24 protein-coding genes and 3 pseudogenes are annotated in these 23,485 nt (G+C 46.0%); 12 read left to right on the top strand and 15 right to left on the bottom strand.

From position 1 onward, the window contains the following. Positions 1-31: 31 nt before the first annotated feature. From hisI to MIC7113_RS36395, 7 genes and pseudogenes are all read right to left on the bottom strand, one after another. Entirely contained in the window at positions 32-433 is a 402-nt protein-coding gene (hisI, locus tag MIC7113_RS14580) for a phosphoribosyl-AMP cyclohydrolase (protein ID WP_015182942.1), read from the bottom strand. Continuing rightward, the gene (locus MIC7113_RS14575; RefSeq protein ID WP_015182941.1) at positions 430-1,404 is read right to left on the bottom strand and encodes a CobW family GTP-binding protein; all 975 of its coding nucleotides are present in this window, start codon (positions 1,402-1,404) and stop codon (positions 430-432) included. The genes hisI and MIC7113_RS14575 overlap by 4 nt, the downstream gene beginning before the upstream one ends. A gap of 87 nt (positions 1,405-1,491) precedes the next feature. After that, positions 1,492-2,130, bottom strand: coding sequence for a GTP cyclohydrolase I FolE (folE, locus tag MIC7113_RS14570; protein ID WP_015182940.1), 639 nt, complete (start codon positions 2,128-2,130; stop codon positions 1,492-1,494). 101 nt (positions 2,131-2,231) lie between these two features. Beyond that, on the bottom strand, positions 2,232-3,335 hold the full coding sequence (locus tag MIC7113_RS14565; protein ID WP_015182939.1) for a CobW family GTP-binding protein: 1,104 nt from the start codon (positions 3,333-3,335) through the stop codon (positions 2,232-2,234). A gap of 11 nt (positions 3,336-3,346) precedes the next feature. Beyond that, positions 3,347-3,559: pseudogene (locus MIC7113_RS34760) on the bottom strand (DUF1830 domain-containing protein); the annotation flags it as partial. Between the two features lie 145 nt (positions 3,560-3,704). Beyond that, positions 3,705-4,031 carry a metal ABC transporter substrate-binding protein gene (locus MIC7113_RS14560; protein WP_081594724.1) on the bottom strand — a complete coding sequence of 109 codons (327 nt, stop codon included), beginning with the start codon at positions 4,029-4,031 and terminating at the stop codon, positions 3,705-3,707. An 82-nt stretch (positions 4,032-4,113) separates the two neighbouring features. Then, positions 4,114-4,353, bottom strand: a complete 240-nt coding sequence (locus MIC7113_RS36395; RefSeq protein WP_155898002.1) for a hypothetical protein — start codon at positions 4,351-4,353, stop codon at positions 4,114-4,116. A gap of 85 nt (positions 4,354-4,438) precedes the next feature. On the opposite strand from MIC7113_RS36395, the gene MIC7113_RS14555 reads away from it, so the two are divergent. Next, positions 4,439-4,984 (top strand): hypothetical protein, encoded by a 546-nt coding sequence (locus tag MIC7113_RS14555; RefSeq protein ID WP_172642240.1) that lies wholly within the window; start codon positions 4,439-4,441, stop codon positions 4,982-4,984. Between the two features lie 17 nt (positions 4,985-5,001). Here MIC7113_RS14555 and MIC7113_RS14550 read toward each other — a convergent pair whose 3' ends face one another. The 5 genes from MIC7113_RS14550 to hemB form a co-directional block, all read right to left on the bottom strand. Continuing rightward, positions 5,002-5,328 carry a hypothetical protein gene (locus MIC7113_RS14550; protein ID WP_041780841.1) on the bottom strand — a complete coding sequence of 109 codons (327 nt, stop codon included), beginning with the start codon at positions 5,326-5,328 and terminating at the stop codon, positions 5,002-5,004. A 7-nt stretch (positions 5,329-5,335) separates the two neighbouring features. Then, positions 5,336-6,172, bottom strand: a complete 837-nt coding sequence (locus MIC7113_RS14545) for a metal ABC transporter permease (protein WP_015182936.1) — start codon at positions 6,170-6,172, stop codon at positions 5,336-5,338. Between the two features lie 18 nt (positions 6,173-6,190). Then, positions 6,191-6,955 carry a metal ABC transporter ATP-binding protein gene (locus MIC7113_RS14540; RefSeq protein ID WP_015182935.1) on the bottom strand — a complete coding sequence of 255 codons (765 nt, stop codon included), beginning with the start codon at positions 6,953-6,955 and terminating at the stop codon, positions 6,191-6,193. Between the two features lie 9 nt (positions 6,956-6,964). After that, positions 6,965-8,071 (bottom strand): metal ABC transporter substrate-binding protein, encoded by a 1,107-nt coding sequence (locus MIC7113_RS14535; RefSeq protein ID WP_015182934.1) that lies wholly within the window; start codon positions 8,069-8,071, stop codon positions 6,965-6,967. A gap of 105 nt (positions 8,072-8,176) precedes the next feature. Beyond that, complete coding sequence (gene hemB / locus MIC7113_RS14530) at positions 8,177-9,247, bottom strand: porphobilinogen synthase (RefSeq protein ID WP_015182933.1); 1,071 nt, start codon at positions 9,245-9,247, stop codon at positions 8,177-8,179. 46 nt (positions 9,248-9,293) lie between these two features. On the opposite strand from hemB, the gene MIC7113_RS14525 reads away from it, so the two are divergent. Then, positions 9,294-9,716, top strand: coding sequence for a Fur family transcriptional regulator (locus MIC7113_RS14525; RefSeq protein WP_015182932.1), 423 nt, complete (start codon positions 9,294-9,296; stop codon positions 9,714-9,716). Between the two features lie 35 nt (positions 9,717-9,751). Here MIC7113_RS14525 and MIC7113_RS14520 read toward each other — a convergent pair whose 3' ends face one another. Both MIC7113_RS14520 and MIC7113_RS14515 read right to left on the bottom strand, forming a co-directional pair. Beyond that, positions 9,752-10,501, bottom strand: a complete 750-nt coding sequence (locus MIC7113_RS14520) for a hypothetical protein (protein ID WP_015182931.1) — start codon at positions 10,499-10,501, stop codon at positions 9,752-9,754. Between the two features lie 39 nt (positions 10,502-10,540). Next, positions 10,541-12,496: an iron uptake porin gene (locus tag MIC7113_RS14515; protein WP_015182930.1), complete on the bottom strand. Its 1,956-nt coding sequence runs from the start codon at positions 12,494-12,496 to the stop codon at positions 10,541-10,543. A 254-nt stretch (positions 12,497-12,750) separates the two neighbouring features. Here MIC7113_RS14515 and MIC7113_RS14510 point away from each other — a divergent pair, with 254 nt between their 5' ends. The 5 genes and pseudogenes from MIC7113_RS14510 to MIC7113_RS14495 all read left to right on the top strand — a co-directional run bounded on the left by MIC7113_RS14510 (position 12,751) and on the right by MIC7113_RS14495 (position 19,541). Next, on the top strand, positions 12,751-16,080 hold the full coding sequence (locus tag MIC7113_RS14510; RefSeq protein ID WP_015182929.1) for a type 2 lanthipeptide synthetase LanM family protein: 3,330 nt from the start codon (positions 12,751-12,753) through the stop codon (positions 16,078-16,080). A 22-nt stretch (positions 16,081-16,102) separates the two neighbouring features. Beyond that, a pseudogene (locus MIC7113_RS37275) lies at positions 16,103-16,277 on the top strand (cysteine peptidase family C39 domain-containing protein); the annotation flags it as partial. Between the two features lie 274 nt (positions 16,278-16,551). Then, a complete protein-coding gene (locus MIC7113_RS14505; protein ID WP_015182928.1) occupies positions 16,552-16,815 on the top strand; it encodes a hypothetical protein in 264 nt (87 codons plus the stop codon). Then, positions 16,816-17,280, top strand: coding sequence for a type II toxin-antitoxin system VapC family toxin (locus MIC7113_RS14500; RefSeq protein WP_015182927.1), 465 nt, complete (start codon positions 16,816-16,818; stop codon positions 17,278-17,280). It abuts the gene before it with no gap. 115 nt (positions 17,281-17,395) lie between these two features. Next, positions 17,396-19,541 (top strand): annotated as a pseudogene (locus MIC7113_RS14495) (peptidase domain-containing ABC transporter). On the opposite strand, the gene MIC7113_RS33365 reads toward MIC7113_RS14495, so the two are convergent. Continuing rightward, positions 19,497-20,408 (bottom strand): 2OG-Fe(II) oxygenase, encoded by a 912-nt coding sequence (locus MIC7113_RS33365; protein ID WP_015182926.1) that lies wholly within the window; start codon positions 20,406-20,408, stop codon positions 19,497-19,499. The pseudogene MIC7113_RS14495 and the gene MIC7113_RS33365 overlap by 45 nt on opposite strands. 191 nt (positions 20,409-20,599) lie before the next feature. Between MIC7113_RS33365 and MIC7113_RS14485 the strand changes: the two genes are divergently transcribed. The 5 genes from MIC7113_RS14485 to MIC7113_RS14470 all read left to right on the top strand — a co-directional run bounded on the left by MIC7113_RS14485 (position 20,600) and on the right by MIC7113_RS14470 (position 23,442). Continuing rightward, the gene (locus MIC7113_RS14485; protein WP_015182925.1) at positions 20,600-20,818 is read left to right on the top strand and encodes a mersacidin/lichenicidin family type 2 lantibiotic; all 219 of its coding nucleotides are present in this window, start codon (positions 20,600-20,602) and stop codon (positions 20,816-20,818) included. Positions 20,819-20,939: 121 nt separating this feature from the next. Continuing rightward, entirely contained in the window at positions 20,940-22,268 is a 1,329-nt protein-coding gene (locus MIC7113_RS14480) for an HlyD family secretion protein (RefSeq protein WP_015182924.1), read from the top strand. Between the two features lie 283 nt (positions 22,269-22,551). After that, complete coding sequence (locus tag MIC7113_RS36390; protein WP_155898000.1) at positions 22,552-22,689, top strand: hypothetical protein; 138 nt, start codon at positions 22,552-22,554, stop codon at positions 22,687-22,689. Between the two features lie 60 nt (positions 22,690-22,749). After that, complete coding sequence (locus MIC7113_RS14475; protein ID WP_015182923.1) at positions 22,750-23,082, top strand: DUF433 domain-containing protein; 333 nt, start codon at positions 22,750-22,752, stop codon at positions 23,080-23,082. A 6-nt stretch (positions 23,083-23,088) separates the two neighbouring features. Then, complete coding sequence (locus MIC7113_RS14470) at positions 23,089-23,442, top strand: DUF5615 family PIN-like protein (protein ID WP_015182922.1); 354 nt, start codon at positions 23,089-23,091, stop codon at positions 23,440-23,442. Positions 23,443-23,485 lie beyond the last annotated feature (43 nt).

Raw genomic sequence — 23,485 nt, 5'->3', positions numbered from 1 at the left:
AAATCGTTGCAATGGAACTTAGTGGGCGGATTCACAAGTTTCGGTTAAGTTTCCAAGTCTTCTTCTGCTCGCAAAATCCGCTGAACTCAATCGTTGGAAGTGAAACTGAATTAAAGAAACAGCTTCTTGCCCCTGTATGGCAGGCAACATTACCCACCTGCTCAATTTTCAATAGAAGTGTATCGGCATCACAATCGTAATAAAACGCTTTGACTTTTTGAATGTGTCCAGAAGTTGCACCTTTATGCCACAGTTCTGCACGCGAACGGCTCCAGTAATGAGCTTCTCCTGTTTCTAAGGTTCGCTGAATCGATTCGCGGTTCATCCAAGCCATCATCAAAACGGTATTGTCTTGATAGTCCTGGGCGATCGCCGGAATCAGTCCCCTCTCGTTAAATTTTAATTGCTCTATCCACAGCATAGTCTGGTTCATACCTGTTGGCGAGTTAGACAGTTATTCAGCGTTTGTTGCAAAAAAAGCGGGTCAAGCTTACGTCCAATCAACACGAGTTGATTTTTGGGAGTTTTTGTCCACTCACTGTCATCAATGGTGAATCGCTTGCCACTCAGTTGAAATAAGTGACGTTTTGGGCTTTCGGCAAACCAAAGAACACCCTTTGCTCGAAACACATTATCGGGCAGTCGGTAGTCGAGGAACTGTTGAAATTTTTTCATGGCAAGCGGGCGATCGCTCTGAAACGACACCGACATAAACCCATCGTTTGCCAAATGATTTGATGCTCCTGACTGGGGAGCACTCAGCACTTGCTCAGAGGAACCTGACTCAGAAAAATTAACATCTAAAATTAGCGATAGTGGAACTCTACCATACTCACATCGCAGAATTTTTGCTCCCTGTTTAATAGCACGAGCATGAGTTTCTATGGTGTTGAGATCAGCCTCGGCAACCAAATCAATTTTATTGAGCAAAATCATGTCTCCATACATGAGTTGCCGATTTGCCGCTTCACTGTTTAATGCTTCAGATATAAATGTTTCTGCATCCACAAGCGTTAAAATTGCATCCAACTGAGTTAGGTCTCGCAAGTCTTTTCCTAAAAAGGTCAGCGCAATCGGTAACGGGTCAGCCACACCTGTGGTTTCAACAATCAGATAGTCAATCCGATCGCGTCGTTCTAATACTCGATAAACTGCCTCTGTCAGATTGTCGTTAATTGTACAGCAGATACAGCCATTCGTCAGTTCGATCATGTCTTCTTCAACACCAATCAAGAACTGACTGTCTATGTTGATATCGCCAAACTCATTGACTAAAACAGCAACTTTATAGTTGTCAAAATTTTGCAGGATGTAATTCAACAATGTTGTTTTACCACTGCCGAGAAAGCCTGTAATGATAGTTACGGGTAGTTTATCAGATGAAGTGGCAAGAGTATCTAACATAAATTCAGCTCGGAACTCAGCAATTGAACTGAAAAAAAGAGGCAATGGTGGACTAGAAAACCACTGCCTCGCTTGTGAGGAAAGAGATTAGTGGAAGGATGGTCTGTGACGAATCAAATCCATAAATTCCTGACGGGTTTTGGCATCGTCGGCAAATACGCCTTGCATCGAACTTGTCACTGTCCAAGAACCGGGTTTTTGCACGCCCCGCATCACCATACACATATGAGTAGCTTCAACGACTACGGCAACCCCTTGCGGTTTAAGCAATCCTTGAATAGCATCGGCAATTTGTGCAGTGAGTCGTTCCTGTACTTGCAAGCGACGGGCATACATTTCACAAATTCGGGCAATTTTGGATAAGCCAATCACTTTCCCATTGGGAATATAAGCTACATGAGCACGTCCCAAAATCGGTAGAATGTGATGCTCACAGGAACTAAACAAATCAATGTCGCGCACTAATACCATTTCGTTGGCATCTTCATGGAAAACAGCCCCATTGAGCAACTCATCTAGGGATTGGTGGTAGCCAGAGGTTAAGAATTTGAGCGCTTTGACTACTCGTTTGGGGGTATCACGAAGCCCTTCGCGATCGGGGTCTTCACCCATGCCCAATAGCAATGTGCGAACCGCTTGCCGCATTTCTTCTTCAGAAACGGGAGACTTGGCTTGAGTGCTAATGGTTTGCTTGCGGATATCGTCCGGTGAAATAGATAATGTCATGAGTGAATTAAAGTAAGATGACAACCAGCCGTATGGTGTAGAGACACAGAGTATGCATGGCTCTACCTCCAGCAGACGGCAAAGCTACTGAAAGACTCCGATTAGGCAAGACAATGCTTCAGGTTTTGCCGCAGGTTCTCTGCATCCAGATTGCGCCCAATAAACACAAGTTGATTACTGGGTGAAGTCCGCCACTCTTCTGCCTGAATGTCAAAGCGCGGACCACTCAGTTGAAAGATATGGCGCAACTCGCTGTCAGCAAACCAGAGGATTCCTTTTGCCCGGAAGACTTCCTGGGGCAATTGTTCTTGCAGGAACGATTCAAACTTGTGGACATCAAAAGGGCGATCGCTCTCAAAGGCGATCGACACAAATCCATCATTATCTAGATGATCGGAATGGTGATGATGGTGTTCATGGGGATGATGGGTGTGATCTTCATGATGATCGTGCGAATGGTGATGATGGTGTTCATGGGGATGATGGGTGTGATCTTCATGATGATCGTGCGAATGATGGTCGCGATCGTGCTGAGATTGCTCAATCTCTTCCTGAACTAAATCAGCATAGGCTTCCGGATTGTTGTAACCTACATCCAGAATCAACGGTAGTGGAACCTTTCCATGCTGGCTATGAAGAATTCTGGCACATTCTTTGACGGTGCGAATGTAAGCCTCCAGGTTCTGAATCTGATCTGGATCTGCTAGATCGGTTTTGTTCAAAATCGTGATATCTCCGTAGGCAATCTGCTTGAAGGCGGCTTCACTATCGAAGTGATCGGGCGTAAAGGTTTCGGCATCAACAACAGTAATAATCGAATCGAGTTGGGTCAAGTCGCGTAATTCTGTACCCAAAAACGTCAGAATAATTGGCAGCGGGTCAGCAACGCCTGTGGTTTCAATTACCATGTAATCCACACGATCGTCACGCTCTAGCACGTTATAAACCGCATCCACCAACCCATCATTAATCGTACAACAAATACAGCCATTACTCAGTTCCACCATATCTTCATCCATTGATACGAGTAATTGGCTATCGATGTTAATGTCTCCAAACTCATTCACTAAAATCGCAACTTTTAAATTCTGGCAATTGCTCAGAATATGATTCAGCAAAGTAGTTTTACCACTGCCGAGAAACCCTGTAATGATAGTGACAGGCATTCCTCGCTTGAGGGGCAGTTCTGATAGTGAAGATGTCATTTTATATGAGCCTAAGAAATGGAGTAATTTGGCGTTGTAATCTGTAAACTTTCACATGGAATACGGTCGGAAAGCAATGTCGTGATATCATCACCGCTATAGATTTCAAGTGTTGCCCCTGCAACAGCCTCGAAGAGGAGCAAGTCGCCAGGAAATACGACTCGTTCAAAATACCAATGGGAAATGTTGGAAATTCGAGCAATTTGTAAGTCGGATGAAGGGTTGTGATAGCTGCATTTGCGTTCGCAACGTTAGCCGAATTTTGTAGATACAATCATCTCAGACATGAATCATTCTCCTCACATATCGAAGCACTGAATGAATTTTGGTAGCCCTAACCGCTTTAATACATTTCTGCCTAATCCCAAATCACTTTTGCAAAGTCAATTCACTGGCTCTAATCGCTTGCTCTAACGCAGGTTCGTAGCCATAGCCACCATAGAGAATCAGTTGTGCTTCTTCGATCGCCCGACGATCTGAGGGTGTGAGTTGATAGGTATGGGGGTCTTGCCCTGGCTTCATCAAGCAGGTCAGATCAATGCTCTCCTGGGCAACTTGTCGCGTCAAGTCACAGAGAATGGAGTTGGTGGCAACTACTTTTGGAGTTGCACTAGAAGCAACCGCACTATGCCCCAAAACACTGACTGTGACCGAGGCGATCGCGAGTAACCAACGATGACAGAAAAAACGAACCATTCTGATGTGCTCCAATGATTTGGTTGAGGAACTACCAGGTTTGCGTAAGGCTTGATAATGATTATCATTATATTGTGTGATTCTAGGATTGACCTGCCATCCTGTCAATTCTTCCTGTTCCTGCATTTGCATTGAAACACCAACCGACTCGATTCAAGCCTTCACACCATCTGCCTCTCTGGATATCCCTGGCACTCCATGCGATCGTGTTAATGATTCCAATGCCGACCCCAGACCAGCCCTCAAAAACTTCTGACTTACAGCCTGTGAGAGTTGTCCAGCTTCCTCCCCGACCGCGATCGTCACCTCTAGTCAGTTCCAAACCACAGTCGCCCCAGCCAGATTCAACAGTTTCAAATGCTCAATCATCTCGTCGGCTTGAATCGATTTCCTCATCAGCCATATCTGTGCCACCTTCTGTCAACCAACCCAACGTGACTGAAACGCCGAGCAATCGATCGTCAAAGCTTTCGGAGACAACAGTTCCCAAACCTGAGCCAGCCCCAACCGCTCTTCCTTCAAATCCACCCGTTGCATCGCAGCCAATTCTTGATGCCGAGGCTGCTCAGAGCCAGTTTCAAGTGTTTATTACCGCTGTTAAAACGGACAATAATTTTACAACCTACTCCCTGCTGGAAATTCTAGAGCTATTTGGACAACCAGGGCAGATTGAACTGTTTTTTAATCAGCAAGAAGAGCAGAAACCTGGCATTCTCGAATTTCAAGTGCTGCCTGATAAGTCATTAGAGCAGGTGATTCAGGAAATCGTGCAAATAGAACTGGGCGATCGCCAGGGCTTTACCCTACAAGAACAGCAATCCTACGGCAGTAACAAAGTATTCGCAGCCACTAAACATGGGTTTACTCGCTATATCCATGTTGTTCCACTCAATGCCCGCAGTGGCTCACTCCTCATCATTTGGGATCGCCCACCCTCGATCGCAATACAGTAGGTTCTGCGATCGCCCTTTCATTCCGGAAAGAAAAACTCTGCTGAATCCTCGTCTACGGGCGCACGATTGCGATAGTATGCCTCCAATTCTTCTGAACTGATGGGGTTCTGGGCTGGATTTTCAAAAAAAGCTTTGACCCGAATATAACGCCGCAGCCCCTCTGCTCCGGCATCTTCTCGCGTTGCCTCTTTAAAGTCATCTGGGAAGGTTTCACTCACCTTAATCCAGGCTTCCTGCAAAATATTCTCAATTTCAGAATTGGGAGCATTGTCCAATAAGGCTTCTAAAACCTCCAGAATGTCGATCGTCTTCAGAATTTCGGAAGTGATATTAGAGTCAGCCATCGCGCTTTTACCCATGTCCCAAGACACGCAATCGAGGTAATGCCATTGTTGTTAGAAAAATCGCCAACTGGGTTGCCACAATACTGGGACCGGACGGTAAATTGAAAAGGGCAGAAACCACCATGCCAACCACCGCACTCAACGCTCCTAGCCCCGCCGATAGCACCACGTAGTTGGCAAATGTACGACTCAGCAACCGGGCAGCGCAGGCAGGAATCACCACAAATGCACTCACCAGTAATACCCCGATCGCCTTAATCGAGATTCCCACGACCAGCGACAGCAGCACAATAAATGCTGTGCGATGAGCCGAAACCGATACGCCACGAGCGATCGCCAGTGGTTCATGCAGCGTCAACAACATTTGCGTTCGCAACGTTAGCCCAATAAAGATGGTACAAACCAGCAATAATCCCGCACTAAAGACTAAATCCGGTTCTCGCACTGCCAGAATATCGCCAAACAAAAGATTATTCAGTCCCCCTTTGTACTGTCCAACAAAGCTGAGCGTAATGATGGCGATCGCCAATGACGAGGAATAAATGATGTTGAGTAAAGCATCCGTCCATAAGCGAGTCCGTTCCAGCAGGTACGTCACCACCAAAGCAAATACAACCGCAAAAGGTAGCAATACTACCGAGGGATTTAACCCCAAAAGCAATCCGATGCTAATGCCTAACAATGCCGAGTGACCCAATGCATCGCTGAAGAAAGACAACTGGCGCAAGATTGTAAAACTGCCCAGCATTCCCCCCATCAATCCGGTGAGAATGCCACCCATCATAGCGCGTTGCATGAAGGGAAATTGGAACAGTTCGAGGATTCGGGTGAGTTCAGTCGGCATGGGAGTGGGGGGTAAGGGCTAACAGTGATGGTGATAGCGAACGAATTCAGAGCCATAGGCAGCAGAAAGATTGTCGGGAGAAAGGGCAACTTCTGGCGTTCCCTGACAAAGTAAAGTGCGATTGAGGCAGAGAACGCGATCGCAATGTCGCCGCACCATGTTTAAATCGTGGGAGATTTGCAAAATTGTCCAGCCTTCCTCTTGCTTAAGTTGATAGAGCAGTTGATAAAACTCAGTTTCGCCGCGCATATCCAATCCTGCCGGAGCTTCATCCAGAATCAACAATCGACGTGGGTAAACCAGGCAATATGCTAGCAATACCCGCTTCGTTTCACCCCCAGAAAGCCCACTGATCGGTTGCTGTCTAAGATGGAGTGCATCTACCTTGGCTAAAGCGTCTCGAACAGCATGACGACGTTTTCTACTGTTTACCCAGGGCACCTGGAATCCCAACCTATCCCAGCCCAAGCCCACCAGTTCCTCAACCGTTATGGGAATGCGGCGATCGAACAGGAAGTTTTGCGGCAGGTAGGCAATCTGTTGACGGATTTGCGGCGCGAGTGAACCTTTGCGGCTCAACGGTTGCCCCAGGATGAAAACGTTCCCAGCAAGACGTGGCAGAATGCCCAGAATGGCTTGCACCAGCGTACTTTTGCCCGCCCCATTCGGACCGACGATCGCCGTATCGGTGCCTGCCTCAAGAGAGAAGGAAACATCCTGCACCGCCGCGTAGGTTTCTCGATAAACCGTGAGCCGCTCAACTGCGAGTACAATGTCTTGCAATCTAACCTCCTAAAACCTAAACCCAACTCGCTGTGGCACTACTGCAACAGGCTGAGGCATCCAGATCGGCAACACAGACTGGGTTGAACCACCAAAAGCAGTGACCAAACTCTGCACGTTCTGACGCATGGTTGTGATGTAATAGTTCGGTTCCAGTGCTTCGGAACCACCAGTTTCAATCGGATTAAAAGTGCTGATCTTGACATTTAGATCCTTTGCCAACCCTGCAAACGCATTTTCTCCAGCCTGGGGTTCCGTCAGAATCGCTTTGAGATTAGATTCCTTCACTTCATCCGTCACCCGTTTGACATCATTCGGCGATGGATTTTCTTCCGGCACATCTACCAGAAAATTGGCTTTCAAGTTATAGCTTTGAGCAAAGTACGGGGCAAAGTCATGGAAGGCAACAAAGGTTTTACCCGCATAGGGTTGCAGTTTTTTTGTGATTTCAGCATCTAAATCTCGCAGTTGTTGGATATAAGCTGCTGCGTTTGCCGTGTAGGTTTCCTTTCCACCAGGGTCAGCCGCAATCAGTCCATCTCGAATGTTTTCAACTTGTTCAATGGCACGTTTGGGATCGAGCCAGACATGAGGATTGTATTTTCCATGCTCGTGTCCATGTCCAGCTTCTGCTTTTTCATTTGCGCCATGATTATGGTCATGCCCCTCGGTCGCTTCATTGGCGATCGTTTTCACGCCCTGACTGGAATCAATCACTTTCAGATTAGCATTGCCCGCATTCTTGACCAGATCTTCCAGAAATTCCTCCATCTCCAGCCCGTTCTGCACCAGCACATCGGCTTTAGCCAGCTTTTGGGCATCCTCTGGTCTTGCCTGAAAATCATGGGGGCCGACATTGGTTGGCAGTAGCTGTGTCACTTCGGCGCGATCGCCCGCCACGGCTTTTGTAAACTGAGTGATCGGTAAAAACGTTGTCACCACTTGCAACTCATCCGTTGTTGCGGCAGTCGTCGATTGTGCTTGTGAATCTGTGTTTGTTGTCGGTGCATTCGTTTGGCAACTGCCTAAACTAACGGCGATCGCCGATACAACCGCTACGGAAAACCGACGAACGAAATTGCTGGATGGTTGTAAACTTGTTTTTGAATGAATCATCTGAAGAATATTCACGTATTTACAGCAGTTTTTAGATCGATGCGTAAAGGAGTAAAGAAACTCTTCACCCCATTCCCCATTCCCTATTCCCTATTCCCCACTCCCTCACGACTGCAACATCAACGCCACATCTTTGGCAAAATAAGTCAGAATCAAGTCTGCACCGGCTCGCTTCATGCTCGTCAGCGTCTCTAAAATCACTTTTTTCTCATCAATCCAGCCCTGCTGAGCTGCCGCTTTGACCATCGCGTATTCTCCGCTGACGTTGTAGGCTGCAACAGGTAAATTCGTATGCTGTTTGATTTGACAGATGATATCTAGATAAGCAAGAGCAGGCTTGACCATGACAATATCTGCCCCTTCTGCAATGTCTAGATCGACCTCTTTGATCGCTTCTCTAGCATTTGCAGCATCCATTTGATAAGTTTTCTTATCGCCGAACTTGGGAGCTGAGTCTAGAGCATCTCGGAACGGCCCATAGTATGCCGAGGCATATTTTGCGGAATAGGCGAGAATGCCCACGTTAATCCATCCCTCCGCATCTAGTACCCGACGAATTGCGCCCACCCGACCATCCATCATGTCCGAAGGGGCAACGAAATCAGCTCCGGCTTCTGCCTGCACAAGCGCCTGCTTCACCAGCACCGCAACCGTTTCATCGTTGAGAATCTTGCCATCCTGCACAATGCCATCATGCCCCTCACTGCTGTAGGGATCGAGGGCAACGTCAGTGATGACCAAAATATTGGGGACGGCTTGTTTAATGGCTCGGACAGCACGGGGAATTAAGCCGTCTGGGTTATAGCTCTCAGTGCCAGCATTGTCTTTCTGCTCGTAGGGAATCAGGGGAAATAGGGCGATCGCACCAATTCCCAACTCATACGCCTGCTTTACCTCATCAAGTAGCAGATCCAGCGTGTAGCGGTAGCAACCGGGCATCGATGGTACTTCTTCCCGCTGCCCCTCCCCTTCCATCACAAACAGCGGATAGATCAAATCTTCGACCCGCAGAACATTCTCCCGCACCATACGGCGCAGGGTTTCAGTTCGCCGCAAGCGCCGAGGACGGTGTATGATTGCTGGCACCGTAGAGTTGGCTTGACGACCAGAATCAGAGGGTTCGATTGCTGCCTGTGGAGTTTGAGGTGCGGGCGTTGAGGTTTCAGTCAGGCTCATAGTAAAATGAGAATCGTTATCACTCGCTTATTCTACAGCACTCGCCGTGAAAAGTGACTCTTCATCTCAAGAAAGTGCAACCCACTCACCCCGCCTGACTCGCAATCAGCAAGCGGTACTCGATGTGCTGCACCAGCAAGCGGATGCCCGCTCAGCCCAGGAGTTGTATAGCCTGCTGCGTGAACGACAGGCGATCGGGCTGGCAACGGTGTATCGGGCATTAGAAACCTTGAAGTTGCATGGATTAATCAAAAGTCGGATGAGTGCAAACGGCGAAGCATTCTACAGTCCTGTTGCACCCGATCAGCACTACCTCACCTGCTTGCAATGTGGCCAGTCGTTTCCACTCGACCACTGCCCGGTACAGGAATTAGAAACTCACTTACAGCCCTCCGTTCCGTTCAAAATCTACTATCACACCCTGGAATTTTTCGGACTCTGTGAACCCTGCACCCATCAAATATCTTAGTGATTGCTCGATTTCTTCCACAACAAGCTAGAAACTCATTGAGAAATGCGCCTGTCTACAGTTTGAAATCCTCTTCCAAAGCCATAGCGAACAGTTTTGAATTCAATTTGGTTGGAATTGGGGTTGTAGAGAGTGTACGTGGCTTGACCAGGGATATGTCCAACATTGCCAACACCAACAATCTGCCGAGGTTTTACCAAAGTGGCTTGTGGCGAGGAGGATTGATCTAGGGTTGTGACGCTGGATGTCACAGTACCTTGCTCAATTTTGTACTGAAATGTCAAACCAGAACGACCACAAAATAAGGTGTTGGCATCCATTCTCAGGAGGCGATCGAGCATTTGAATTGGCGATGTATCTGGAGTTAATTCATCACTCACACTGACACTGCTGCCGTGAATCAGTAAGCAATCGAGTTCAAAGAAACCGAAGTCAAGCGATCGCACCCATTCCACCATTTCTCGCGGAATCGCATCCCATAAGGTTTTTACCCTGTCTATGCCATATCGCTCAATCAGTTCAGTCGGTTCTCCCGTTCGTCCCAAGCCATGCAAGATAAGCAACTGTTCTTCCCACCAACCCTGACATACCTGGGGCGCAGGTTCATTGGCACGAGGGGATTGAATTCGTTGGATTACTTTTATACTTGCAGGAGTTGCCGCAATCACATCCCCCAGGATATACATCTCTTCTACCGGGTGTCGTTGCCGCTTGATATCTGCCAACACCGCCTCGTAGGCAGCTATATTCCCTTCAATTCCACTTAAAATTGCCCAGTTTGTCATTGTTTATTAGTTTTCAGGTAACTTGGATAACTAGAATAACTAAAACGTGAATGTAGTCCGAAGTGTGCCAATGACCACATCAGAATTCGTCGTTGTTTGATTAGGTGCTGTTAGCCAAATCACGCCTGGTGTAATCGAGATATTATCCGTCAGTTGATATTTGTAAAAGGCTTCGATGTGCAATGGAATTGCTCGATTAGGAATGAGTTTAACAGCATCATTTGTCCCAAAAAGGTCTTGGAGAGAAGGCGCAATTCCAATTCGGGTGGCATAAGGAGGAACACCCACCACAATTCCACCGAGATTTCCGCGTTTACCTAAATCGGGGAATGCCAGGGAAACCGCATAACTGAACACATCCGCACTCCCGCCTTCGTCCCCTACCGGGGGTTTACCCTTGACGTTGGTATAGACAAACCAACCATTAACCGCAAACCCTGGCGTCACTCGCCACATCCCAGCGACACCAAAGGAATCCGCCGAGTATCGCAACGAAGGGGACGTGAGTGTAATATTGACATTAGCTGACGTTGTACCCACATCATTGAAAAAAAGCGGTAGTCCCGCCGAGTAGCTGTGATTGTAGGTTAGACCCAGCGCTATATTGTCATTAGGTTGAAAAGTTAACTGCGCTAGCGCTCCATATCTACCGCTAAACAAACCGCCCCCACGAAGATTAGCTGCACTCAAACTCTCTGGAATGTTCGCTTCCGCCGCTAGATACCCCAGACTGAGGCTGACACTAGGACTAAAGCTGTAATTTAACCCTGCACCTGCACCCACACCAATGCGGTAAATCGGGCTGTACTGAGCAAAGGTAGAGATGGAACCCGTTCCTCCATCGTCATCTGCCCAAGTGCTGAAGGTAGTGGGAAGATAATCTGGATGTTCACCCAAGTTGCCGAAAATAGCAACGCGGAGATTTTGCCCCACTGAGAATTTGTAGCTGAGAAGACCTAATGCCACACTTCCCGGCGGTTCAGTTGCCCCGATATTGAACGTCTGTCCTCCTTCTGGCGTGCTTCCCAGTATCCCGAAATCACTCAGGATGGGGTCAGCACCGTAGCGAAATGCACGCGGACGCTGGGGATGGGGGAAATTCCCCGATTCCAAACGGGTGTGTAAGACATCGTTACCCGTAAAGCTGGTGAGTAAGTTTAGGCGTACCCGATTAGCAAATACCGTATTGTTGCGGGTGATGCCAACATTAAATGGGTCAGAATCTCCACTCAACACATCAGTAATGGCAAAAATTGCTTCACCGGATAGCTTTGTGGTGGTGGAAAACTGCTGAGTTTCCAGTTGGGTAGTTCGCGCTTCTAACGTATCCACCCGACCTTGCAATGCTCCTAATTCGCTGCGAAATTCGTCAACTAAGCGTTGCAGGGTAGCTAAGTCTTCTTTGGTTACAAAGTTAGCGGTGTTTGCCGCAATTAAACGCTCGATTTGATTCATACAGGCATTCAATCCGGCGGCAAATTCGTAGCGCGTCATTGCCCGGTTGCCTCGAAAGGTACCGTCGGGATACCCTGCAATACAGCCATAGCGTTCAACTAAGCTTCGCAATGCCTCATACGCCCAATCTGTGGGTTGAACATCAGATAGCTGAGACACAGAGGTGACTTGTTCCATTGCCCCATTAGACGACTCTTCCTCAGAGAGATGGAGAGAGTCAACCGAAGGCGCGTTGTCCGGTGTTACTTGCGGTGAGAAGACTTCTGATGGTGCTGGTGCAGTCGGGGTTTCTACTTCAGGATTGGTGATTTCTAACTCTGGGGAAGAAACAGCTAAGGAATCGGAAACCGACGGTTCCTGCACATCGAGACTCTTTGATTCCGCTAAGGGAGAGACAGACACAGGGAATTCTGTACTTTCTACACTCCCTTCTTCCCCCATCAGCACTTCTGGGGTAGTGATGTCGGCGCTGGCAGATAGCGCACAAATCGACACTCCGAAAGCAGCACCCACAAAGGAATCCCACAAGATTTTTGGCATTTTAATTTTTTATCCTCACACCCAATCCGTAAAAAACTCGGCTCATCGGTTTCAGGAGATTGTCGGAATCCGTGATTATCGCGATCGCTGACTCTGACACAACTCAACTCGTTCTCGGCTGTCTAGTTGCTCCCTGCTAAAAACCACTGACTCCACAATGAGAATAATTATCATAATCATTATTGTCGTGTAAAGTAGAGAACTTGGGGCAGCATCCTGAAGAGATCGAAGTAAGTTGGGTGCAGGGGCAAAAAATGATGAGTCAAGACTGTTTTCAAGCTGGGAACTGGTATCAGGCGTTGAAATTGACCGAAAGGGTGGCATCTTTGGGGGTAAGGGGGCGTCAGATTGCCGAAAATGGGTATAACGCAGAATTGGCTGAACGGCGAATTCAACGCTGGCGATCGCAAAAACCCTTGACAAAACCTGTTTTTTTTGATGCCAAGCTCACTCAAGAGGGGATAACGGAACAAGAGTTTCGCTTTCTTTTAGGGGAATCAATGCGATCGCTTGCTGAACGTTTTCCCACTATTCCAGAATGGCTCAGAGAAATTGAGCAGGCTTTTTCTACTGCTGATTGTTCTAATTTAAAATCTGTTATTACGTCCGATAACTTTCTGTGTGCGATCGCCCCACTCATTCATCAAGGGATTAACCGCTTACAGGCAGGACTTCAAGCCATTGAAGTTAACCAAAAATCTAGAAACAATGTGGGGAATGGGGAATGGGGAATGGGGAGTGGGGAAAGAAATGCCTTATTCCCTACTCCCTTACTTTTATCATCCAAACTGCCTTTCGATTCCAACAGCATTTTATCTATATTATTGGCAGATTTACCCCAGCATTTACTCTGGATGTTGACTCCGACGATGGTGCTAGAACTCAACGTAGCACGTCTGCAAGGGCTATTATCTGGTGAAACTGCCCAAGAGCGATACTTAAGCTTTTTACAACGTCTCCAAGAGCAAGACGTAGCAATACAACTGTTACAAGACTATCCGGTTCTTGCTCGTCAACTTGCACTCTGCATTCAGCAACACATTGAGGTAAAGCTTGAATTTATTCAACGGCTTTGTACAGATTGGGCAGCAATTTGCACGGCTTTCAGTCCTGACAAAGAACCGGGGGTATTGGAACAAATTAATTGCAGTATCAGCGATAACCATAATGGTGGGCGTTCTGTAGTTATTGCTAAATTTCAGTCAGGCTTTAAGGTCGTCTATAAGCCAAAACCTTTAGCGGTAGATGTCCATTTTCAAGACCTTCTCTATTGGATTAATCAAAAGGCTGATTTTCTGCCATTAAAACCTTTAAAGATTATTAACTGTGGAACTTATGGTTGGGTAGAATTTATTGAATCATCAAGTTGCAGCCATCAGTCGCAAATCGAGCGTTTTTATCAACGAATGGGAGGATACTTAGCGTTATTGTATGCACTTGATGCGACAGACTTTCACTTAGAAAACTTAATTGCATCGGGGGAACATCCCATGCCCATTGATTTGGAAACCCTATTCCAGCCGCGTAAAGTTGAACCCAACTCCCCCGAAGCAATTTTTATAGCAAATCAGCGAATGGCTCAGTCCGTGTTTCGCGTTGGCTTACTGCCTCAGCGGTTATGGAGACAGGGGGAATCTGCGGGGATTGAAGTGAGTGGAATTGGTGCAACTGATGGTCAAATAATGCCGGAGCGGATTCTTACTTTGGCGGGGAAAGGAACTGATGAAATGCGAATGATTCGGCAGCAAATTCCCCTACCAGAAAGCCAAAATCGACCGCGATTGCATGAGGCACAAGTGAATGTTTTAGACTACAAAGAGGCAATCATCACCGGATTTACAACGATATATCAATTTTTGATGAAACACCGGGATGAACTATTAGCACAGGATGGACTTTTAACTCGTTTTGCCTCGGATGAAGTGCGTGTAGTTTTGCGTGAAAGTCGAACCTATGCTTTATTATTGCGAGAGAGTTTTCATCCCGATGTTTTACGGGATGCTTTAAATCGCGATCGCTTATTCGATCGCCTGTGGGTGGATGTGGAAAATCGCTCTTATCTGACACAGCTAATCAAAGCAGAACAAGAGTCATTATGGCAGGGAGACATTCCTAAATTCACCACTTACCCCAATTCCCGTGAACTTAGGCTGAATGAACAAGAGCAAATTCCTGATTTTTTTGAGACATCAGGGATGGAACAGGTGCGGCATCGTATACAACAGTTGAACCCAGAAGATTTAGCGTGGCAAGTGAGGTTAATCGAGAGTTCTCTCTATACTCTAGGAATGGACGCTGAGGCAGTAGAATGGGTAAGTGTTTCTTTGCCTGAAATTCCGACAATTCCTGAGCAAGAAACCTTAACTTCAGAACTTTTACAAACCGCTTGTACGATTGCTGAATGCTTGGAATCATTGGCGTTACGCGATGGAGAAATGGCGAGTTGGATTGGCATCAGACTTATGGGTAAACACCATTGGGCTGTTGCTCCTTTAGGATGGAGTTTGTTTGATGGTATCCCTGGAATTGCCTTATTTTTTGCCTATTTGGGAGAAATTACTCAAGAATCACGCTATACAAAACTTGCTCAACAGGCTCTCTTTACATTACAACGTCAGGTTGAGTACGATCGCTCTATTATTACCTCCATTGGTGCCTTTGATGGGTGGGGAGGGTTGATTTACACTCTGACGCATTTGGGGAGTTTGTGGCGTCAACCCCAATTGTTGAATCAAGCCTTGGAGTGGGTGGATATCCTGCCTGGATTGATTGAGAATGATAATCAACTGGATATCATCGGCGGGGCTGCGGGTTGTATTGGGGCGTTGGTAGCTCTATATCAGAGTATTCCGGATGAGCGGATTAAAGCGGTTGCGATTCAATGTGGCGATCACCTTTTAGGTGGTGCCAAAGGCAATCGCATAATATCCCAAAATCAAGCAATGGAACAGGGTAGAGCTTGGATGCCTGGAGACGGAACTAACCCCTTAACTGGATTTTCTCACGGTGCCGCAGGGATGGCTTGGGCGCTGTTGGAATTAGCTACATTAACGGGAGAGGAACGTTTTCGCTCTTCAGCAGTTGGTGCAATAACTGATGAGCGCAGTTTATTTTCTCCTGATACTAAAAATTGGTTAAATCAGCCTGGGGAGCGGGATACATTTAGCGTTGCCTGGAGTTATGGTGCCCCTGGAATTGGATTAGCACGGTTACATTCCCTCAAACACTTGGAAGATGCACAAATTCCCCTGGAGATTAATACTGCCTTAGAAACAACGCTTGCTCATGGCTTTTGTGGAAATCATTCGTTGTGTAACGGGATGCTGGGTAATCTGGAATTTCTCTTACAAGTGAGTCAAACTCCTAATTATTCAACTTGGCATTCTCCAGTTACTCGCCTTGCCGCCAGTATCCTAGAAAGCCTTCGCCAGCAGGGTTGGTGTTGCGGAGTACCCTTAGGAGTTGAAACACTAGGGTTAATGACTGGTTTGGCAGGAATCGGTTACGGATTGCTGCGTCTTGCTGCACCTGACAAAATTCCTTCCATCTTGGTACTTTCCCCTCCCAACACCATTTTAGACTGATGGAACAAAATCCAAAATGGAGATGAAATACCAAGTTATTTTACAGCACAACGCAGAAGATTGTGGCGCGGCTTGTAAGGCTTGCGATCGCTAAATATTATGGGCGTTTTTTTTCCATCAATCGGGTTCGGGAAGTGGCAGGAACAGAGCCACTGGGTACTACATTACTCAACCTCCGACAAGGGAAAAATACACTCTCATAGCAGGACTAGCCGCTCTACAGAATATTGTTCCCAACGAGTAATGTGTGAGAGTACGATGACGAGTTTGAAGTTTCCGTAAACAAAGGATGCTAAACGGCGATGTGCGGGATAGCCTGACCTGTATGGGGACGCTTACTGCACATTGCGGCATAATAATAAGTTTTGCTGCTGAAGTTTTTGGTAAGAGCGGTTCTGTCAGGCGATCTGTGAGATGCTTGCTTAAGGTTTTGTAGAATAGATAGCAAAGCCAGCCCGCAGGTTACAACCGATGCCGCAAGCAATTCTGAACCAAATCCTCAACCAGTTGCAGGCGCTGGAGCCATCTGAGCTACAGCAACTTAGTCAAGTACTCCAAGCATACTTGAAAAACAGAGAAGCATCTGCTAGGCGAGTGGCATTCAACCGAGCATTAGTAGAGTCTGGATTGGTTCGGCAGATTAAGAATCCAACTTTTGAACACAGAACACCTCAGCATCTTATTCAGGTTCAGGGGGAGTCTGTTTCTCAAACAATTATCGGGGAACGCCGATAGATGGCAATCTACTTTCTAGATAGTAGTGCGCTGGTTAAGAGATACATCAGTGAAACTGGTTCAGCTTGGGTTTTGGGGTTATTCGATCCGACGCTAGACAATGAATTTTTTGTTGCAGCAATTACAGGGGTTGAAATTGTTGCAGCAATTACACGAAGGACACGTAATGGCAGTATCAGTGCCGCAGATGCAAAGTTAGTCTGTAATCAATTGCGGAATGATTTACAAACAGACTACCAAGTTGTTGAAATTATAGAAGGACTTATTAATTCTGGGATGGCACTGGCTGAGACACACGGATTACGAGGGTATGATGCTGTTCAGTTAGCAGCAGGATATGCAGTGAATGAGCTTTGTATCGCTAATGGTTTGCCATCCATTATTCTTGTATCCGCAGACGATGAATTGAATTTAGCTGCTGTTAACGAAGGGCTATTGGTTGAAAACCCAAATGACCATCCATAGCGCAGCACAACAACCCCAATGAGCGGACGAGAGCGAGCTATTGGTGCTGAGTTCAAGGCTATCTGCCGCCGCTGATTGGGAACATTAGACTGATGGAACCAAATCCAAAATGGGGATGAAATACCAAGTTATTTTACAGCACAACGAAGAAGATTGTGGTGCAGCTTGTAAGGCTTGCGATCGCTAAATATTATGGGCGTTTTTTTTCCATCAATCGGGTTCGGGAAGTGGCAGGAACAGGGCCACTAGGTACTACATTACTCAACCTCCGACAAGGGGCAAAAGCGCTTTTATTCGATGCACGAGGTGTTAAAGCACCCCTAGAACTGATCGATCAAAAAGTTGTGCCATTACCCGGAATTATCCACTGGAAAGGGAATCACTGGGTTGTGTTGTATGGGCGCAAGGGAAACAAGTATGTCATAGCCGATCCAGCCGTAGGGATGCGCTATTTATCTCGCCAAGAATTACTGTCTGGCTGGACTAATAGCGTGATGCTCTTACTAGAACCACGTTCTGACTTTAAAAGCCAACCCGATGATCGAAACAAAGTTGGTAGTTTTAATCGCTTCTTCCAACAATTCTGGAATTATCGGACTCTTCTAGCTGAAGCGTTATTACTGAACTTTTTTTTAGGATTGCTCTCGCTTACCTCTCCCTTCTTACTGCAAGTTCTCACTGATGATGTACTGATTCGAGGAGATACTTACCTGCTCAATAGTGTCATCATTGCTGTCTTGGTGATGCATCTCATTAGCAGTAGCCTTAAATTTATTCAATCCAACTTAGTGGCTCATTTTGCTCAACGACTGGAATTAAATTTAGTTCTAGAATTTGGTCGTACTATTCTGAGTTTACCCCTGCCTTACTACGAATCTCATCGGAGTGGTGAAATTATCAGCCGCTTGCGCGACATTCAAGCCATTAACCAACTTATTTCTCAAGCCGGGATTATTCTGCCCAGTCAGATTTTTATTGCCTTGGTTTCCCTGGGGTTCATGCTTGTTTATAGCCCTCAACTCTTGCTTGTTGCTTTGGCTATTACTGTCATCATGACTCTATCCACTGTCATCTTAATCCCCAAGATTCAGCAAAAAATCCGCAATCTATTAGCCTTAACCGCAGAAAACCAAAGTTTATTAATTGAAACCTTCAAAGGGGCAATCACTCTGAAAACTAAAAATGCAGCCCCTCAATTTTTTGAAGAATTTCAGATTCGCTATGGACGACAAGCAACCCTCACCTTCAATACCCTACAGATGGCTATTGTCAATAATGTATTTTCTGGGTTTGTCTCTCTCAGTGGTGAAACCATTCTGCTATGGTTCGGAAGTAGTTTAGTCTTTGCCCAAACCCTAAGCATCGGGCAATTGTTAGCGTTTAATGCAATGAACCGAAATTGCCTGATTTTAATTACAACAATTCTAAGTTTTGTCAATCAACTCGCCTTCACTCAAACTGCCATTCAGCGCTTGATGGATGTGATTGATTCTACACCTGAAATTCAGGATAACACACCCAAGCCAAGGGTTAAAATTCCCAGTAATGCCACGATTACCTGCACTCATCTCAACTTTCATCACAAGGGGAGAGTGGAGTTACTCCAAGACTTTTCTCTTACCCTTCCTGGGGGTAAAGTGATTGCCTTAATTGGTAAATCTGGCTGTGGGAAAAGTACCCTAGCTAAACTAATTGCAGGGTTATATCTGCCCCAGTCTGGTAATATTCGCATTGATGCTTACAATTTACAAGACCTCTCGCTCGATTGCATTAGAAAGCAGATTATTTTAATTCCCCAAGAAGCTCACTTTTGGAGTCGCTCAATTATTGATAATCTTACTCTGGGAAATCCTCAGATTGGCTTTGAGGAAATTGTTAAAGCCTGTCAGATTGCTCAGGCAGATGAATTTATTAGTAAACTTCCCAACAAATATCAAACTATTTTAGGAGAATTCGGCGCTAATCTTTCAGGAGGACAACGGCAACGATTAGCGATCGCATTAGGTATTGTCACTGACCCATCTATCTTAATTTTAGATGAATCTACGGCAAGTCTCGATCCAGTGAGTGAAACAGAAGTCCTTGATCGACTCCTCTCCCACCGTCAAGGAAAAACCACAATTCTGATTAGTCATCGCCCCAGAGTTATCAACCGTGCCGACTGGATTGTCTTCTTGGAAGAAGGACAGGTAAAACTTCAAGGAAGTCCAGAAGTTCTAGGTTCCAAAGCTGGAGAGCATTTGGTTTTTTTGACTCCTTGAAATCATCACCATCAACGTTAACATTAAGTCCCGGAAATTTGCGCCTCTACTGCTACCTACCTGTTGTTCAATCCAACCGTTAATGGTGAATCGACTATCGGCAAAATTTTGAAAAGGACAATGCACGGGTAAAATTTCATGTAGGTAGCGACTCGGAAAGAAGACAATACTATTGTTTCGAGGTTCTATTAGTTTAAAAGCAAATAAATTTTTCTTAACCTGGTTGTAATAAATTCGTAACTCTCCACCTGTAAAGGGTTTAGGTTCTTTACAAAAATAGTAAACAAAGGTAATTTCTCTCGTTGCCAGACGGATAGAGTTATTATCTTTGTGCAATCTGTAAAAATGTCCATCATTATGAGCCGTTAGGGAGGCATCAATTCCGGAAATAGGAAAAGATGGCAGCAATAATTGATTCCTCACCTCTGGGAGAACTTGGTGAATACGATGGATAACCCCTTCAACTACATCGGAGCATGATGGCAACATTAAAGAGCGACGATGATTTGGTGATAGGTGCAAAGTATCATCAAGGTCAACCGTTAAGCTACTGACAAAATCTGACTCATGTTGTAGGGCATATTCTAGGAGGTGATGATTGTCCTCTGCTGTCAGAAAGTTGTCGAGCTGAATACTAGCATTTTCTACTCCGATCGCAGGTTGGGGTTCGTCTTCCCAGGTTTCGCCTTTTTGCTGGCGTTCCTGAATAGTTTCCCAGAGTTTCTTGCTGGTAAATTTGTATCCATATTTTTCCGCTATATGAGTGGCAACGTTCCAATCGTTTTCTACTCTAAGCGTTTCGGCTAATTCTTCTCGGAGTTTTTGGTCTTGTTTCAGTTGATGTAAGAACTGATGAACGGGTTCCATGCTGATTTGAGCCTGTGATAGTGCGATCGAATTTTACCCATGATGATGTCTCCATTGAGGCTAACATCAGTTTTGATAATCATTCTCATTGGTTTAGATAATGCATTAGAATGATAATCATTCTCGTAAATCGGCTATGCTTACTTACGGCGAAAAGCCAAGTTAAGTTCCATACCCAATGGAGGGTGTATATGTCTAACGCCGATATTATCCGTGCGTGGAAAGATGAAGACTACCGTGCCAGCTTGAGCGATGAACAGAAGGCACTGTTGCCAGAAAATCCAGTTGGACTGATCGAACTGTCGGATGAAGATCTTTCCTCAGTGTCGGGGGGATGTACTCCCTGTGGCAATCCCTTGCACACTCGGATTGCTTGTTTTGCTGACACGATCGCGACTGACATTGCTTAATGCTAGATTGCTTTCGGCATCATCTCTTGTGATGCAATTGCCATAATCAAGGCTGGCTAATTGATTAAATTATTGACCCAGAGAGGACTTGACACTATCTCTTCTGGGTCATTCTTGCAAGATGCTTAACGATTCTAACGAGGCTGTTCTCCCCAAAGCTTCTAGCGATGAATTTCTACCTCCTATCAGCCGATGGACAACCCTCGGTGGCTTATTTATGGTTGGCACGGTTGGAGTTGCATTTATCCTTGCTGCCCTATTTAAGTACAACGTTACGGTAAAAGCCCCAGCCACCGTCCGTCCCTTGGGTGAATTGCGAATTGTCCAAGCGGCGAAAGAAGGCACGGTGGAGCGAATAAAAGTGAAAGAAAATCAGGTGGTGAAGCAGGGAGAGATTATTGCTATCCTCGACGACTCCCGCCTGCAAACCCAAAAACGCCAGTTGCAAGGCAATATCCAGCAGCTTCAGCGACAACTCACTCAAATGAACGCCCAAATTGCTGCCCTCGATCGCCAAATTACCGCAGAAACGAACCGCAATCAACGAGTTATCGCCTCTGCTCAAGCCGATTTAAGCCGCAACCAACGCGATTATCAAGACCGACAAGTTACCACACAAACAGACGTAAAAGAAGCGGAGGCAGCGTTAGGGTTAGCCAATGCTGAGCTAAAAGCCTATCAACAGCTCGTAGAGTCTGGGGCAGTGTCTCAGCTTCAATTTCAGCAAAAACAACAAGCAGTTAAAGCAGCTCTTGCTCGACTCGAAGGTGTCCAAGCCTCTCTTAATCCTAGCGCTGCTAATGTAGCGATCGCATCAGAGCGCATTGCCCAAGAAAAAGCGACGGGAGAAGCCACCACCGCTACATTAAACAAAGAACGGGTTGCCCTGATTCAGCAGCAAATTGAACTTCAGAACCAGCTAGAACGGGATATCCGCCAACTCCAACAAGTGGAAATTGACCTCAAGCAAACCATCATTGCTGCACCCACTGACGGCACAATCCTCAAGTTGAACTTACGAAATTCTAGTCAGACAGTGCAACCTGGTACAGAAATCGCCCAAATTGCTCCCAGTAATACCCAGTTGGTTGTGAAGGCAACAGTGACATCACAAGACATTAGCAAGGTAAAAGGCGGTCAAAACGTACAACTGCGAGTATCCGCCTGTCCTTACCCCGATTACGGCACCCTCCAAGGTGTAGTGAGTACGATTTCCCCAGATGCTATCCCACTTCAACGAGACGGTACGACTGCAACTGTAAGGTCTAATGTCAGTGGTACGCCCTCATTTTATGAGGTCACGATTCAGCCAGAAAGCCTCTCTTTAGGTTATGGTACTCGTCAGTGTCCGATTCAATTAGGGATGGAGGGGAGAGCCGATATTATTTCCAGAGAAGAAACAGTCCTGCAATTTCTGCTAAGGAAGGCAAGGCTGATTACAGACCTATAGTTGTCGAAGTATAGATAATGAAATCCCCCCAAATGTAGAGAACTGCCACCGAATGACTCCTATAAATTGACTCTATCTGCATATTCAACTGAAGTACATCCAGTATTAGGTAGCTTTTTCGATGTAAACATTTTTGAAATCTAGCTCATGATTTCAGGGTTAAGCAAGGGTTTATTAGGAAGCTAAAATTCTAGCTTTTTAGCAAAGATTAACTAGAAAGCTGGAAGATTAATTCTAGCAACGAAGGTGCTTCTAAACGAGGTTGTTTCTAGAGTTTTTTCAAGTGTCTAACCAACCGCAGTTCATAACACTCATTGATATTGAGTGCATCTCTACCGATGATTTAACAGGAGGTGATCAACTAATTGGGCGTTTTGGTAATCTTCAAGCTAAGGTAATTGAGCAATCCTATAAGCTGTAAAGGCTCCAGACTGCTTGGGCATTTGCTACCATATAAGTTAAAAACCGATGGGTAAAGTCTATGGCTCTAGCAATTGCCCTCGAACCTACACCTATAGAGACTGATCCTTATGGAGTTGTACGAGTTGCCAAAACTCGCGTCACCCTAGACACTATTGTTACCGCTTTTCTGGAGGGTTGTACTCCTGAGGAAATAGGAGAGCAGTACCCGTCACTTCAATTGCCAGATATATATCTGGTTATCGGCTACTATCTTAGACACCGAGATGAGGTTCATATCTATCTTGCAGAACGCCAGCATCAGGCAAATATGATTCAGCAGGAGGCTGAACAGCGGTTTAATCCTATTGGAATACGCGATCGCTTACTTGCTAGGCGAGATCAGTCCAGGTGATCTGAAATGGCTCGATTCCTGGCTGATGAAAATTTTAATAATCAAATTGTACGAGGTGTTCTTCGTCAAAGCCCAGATGTTGATATTGCGCGTGTTCAAGATGTTGATCTGTCTGGAGTAGATGACCCAACCGTTTTAGAATGGGCAGCCCAAGAGGAACGAATTGTCTTGACTCATGATGTTGCTACCATGACAACTTTTGCCTATCAACGCATTCAAGCAGGATTGCGTATGCCTGGGTTGTTTGAGGTGAGCCGTCGTGTTCCAGTAGGGGTGGCGATAGAGGAGATTATCCTGATTGCAGAGTGCAGCCTTGAGGGAGAGTGGGAAGGACAAGTAAGATTTCTCCCTCTACGATAGGCAACAGTGATTGTCGCCACCTAACACTACGTTGGTGCGGACG

Origin of the sequence: Allocoleopsis franciscana PCC 7113 (assembly GCF_000317515.1) — a bacterium.
In the GTDB taxonomy this organism is placed as follows: domain Bacteria; phylum Cyanobacteriota; class Cyanobacteriia; order Cyanobacteriales; family Coleofasciculaceae; genus Allocoleopsis; species Allocoleopsis franciscana.
This window is presented reverse-complemented; position numbering and strand designations above follow the sequence as displayed.

Excerpts from the sequence above, each read along its gene's own strand:
- hisI (WP_015182942.1), bottom strand. The coding sequence starts at position 433 with ATGAACCAGACTATGCTGTGGATAGAGCAATTAAAATTTAACGAGAGG.
- MIC7113_RS14575 (WP_015182941.1), bottom strand. The coding sequence starts at position 1,404 with ATGTTAGATACTCTTGCCACTTCATCTGATAAACTACCCGTAACTATC.
- folE (WP_015182940.1), bottom strand. The coding sequence starts at position 2,130 with ATGACATTATCTATTTCACCGGACGATATCCGCAAGCAAACCATTAGC.
- MIC7113_RS14565 (WP_015182939.1), bottom strand. The coding sequence starts at position 3,335 with ATGACATCTTCACTATCAGAACTGCCCCTCAAGCGAGGAATGCCTGTC.
- MIC7113_RS14560 (WP_081594724.1), bottom strand. The coding sequence starts at position 4,031 with ATGGTTCGTTTTTTCTGTCATCGTTGGTTACTCGCGATCGCCTCGGTC.
- MIC7113_RS14550 (WP_041780841.1), bottom strand. The coding sequence starts at position 5,328 with ATGGCTGACTCTAATATCACTTCCGAAATTCTGAAGACGATCGACATT.
- MIC7113_RS14545 (WP_015182936.1), bottom strand. The coding sequence starts at position 6,172 with ATGCCGACTGAACTCACCCGAATCCTCGAACTGTTCCAATTTCCCTTC.
- MIC7113_RS14535 (WP_015182934.1), bottom strand. The coding sequence starts at position 8,071 with ATGATTCATTCAAAAACAAGTTTACAACCATCCAGCAATTTCGTTCGT.
- hemB (WP_015182933.1), bottom strand. The coding sequence starts at position 9,247 with ATGAGCCTGACTGAAACCTCAACGCCCGCACCTCAAACTCCACAGGCA.
- MIC7113_RS14520 (WP_015182931.1), bottom strand. The coding sequence starts at position 10,501 with ATGACAAACTGGGCAATTTTAAGTGGAATTGAAGGGAATATAGCTGCC.
- MIC7113_RS14515 (WP_015182930.1), bottom strand. The coding sequence starts at position 12,496 with ATGCCAAAAATCTTGTGGGATTCCTTTGTGGGTGCTGCTTTCGGAGTG.
- MIC7113_RS14510 (WP_015182929.1), top strand. The coding sequence starts at position 12,751 with ATGATGAGTCAAGACTGTTTTCAAGCTGGGAACTGGTATCAGGCGTTG.
- MIC7113_RS14505 (WP_015182928.1), top strand. The coding sequence starts at position 16,552 with ATGCCGCAAGCAATTCTGAACCAAATCCTCAACCAGTTGCAGGCGCTG.
- MIC7113_RS14500 (WP_015182927.1), top strand. The coding sequence starts at position 16,816 with ATGGCAATCTACTTTCTAGATAGTAGTGCGCTGGTTAAGAGATACATC.
- MIC7113_RS33365 (WP_015182926.1), bottom strand. The coding sequence starts at position 20,408 with ATGGAACCCGTTCATCAGTTCTTACATCAACTGAAACAAGACCAAAAA.
- MIC7113_RS14485 (WP_015182925.1), top strand. The coding sequence starts at position 20,600 with ATGTCTAACGCCGATATTATCCGTGCGTGGAAAGATGAAGACTACCGT.
- MIC7113_RS14480 (WP_015182924.1), top strand. The coding sequence starts at position 20,940 with ATGCTTAACGATTCTAACGAGGCTGTTCTCCCCAAAGCTTCTAGCGAT.
- MIC7113_RS14475 (WP_015182923.1), top strand. The coding sequence starts at position 22,750 with ATGGCTCTAGCAATTGCCCTCGAACCTACACCTATAGAGACTGATCCT.
- MIC7113_RS14470 (WP_015182922.1), top strand. The coding sequence starts at position 23,089 with ATGGCTCGATTCCTGGCTGATGAAAATTTTAATAATCAAATTGTACGA.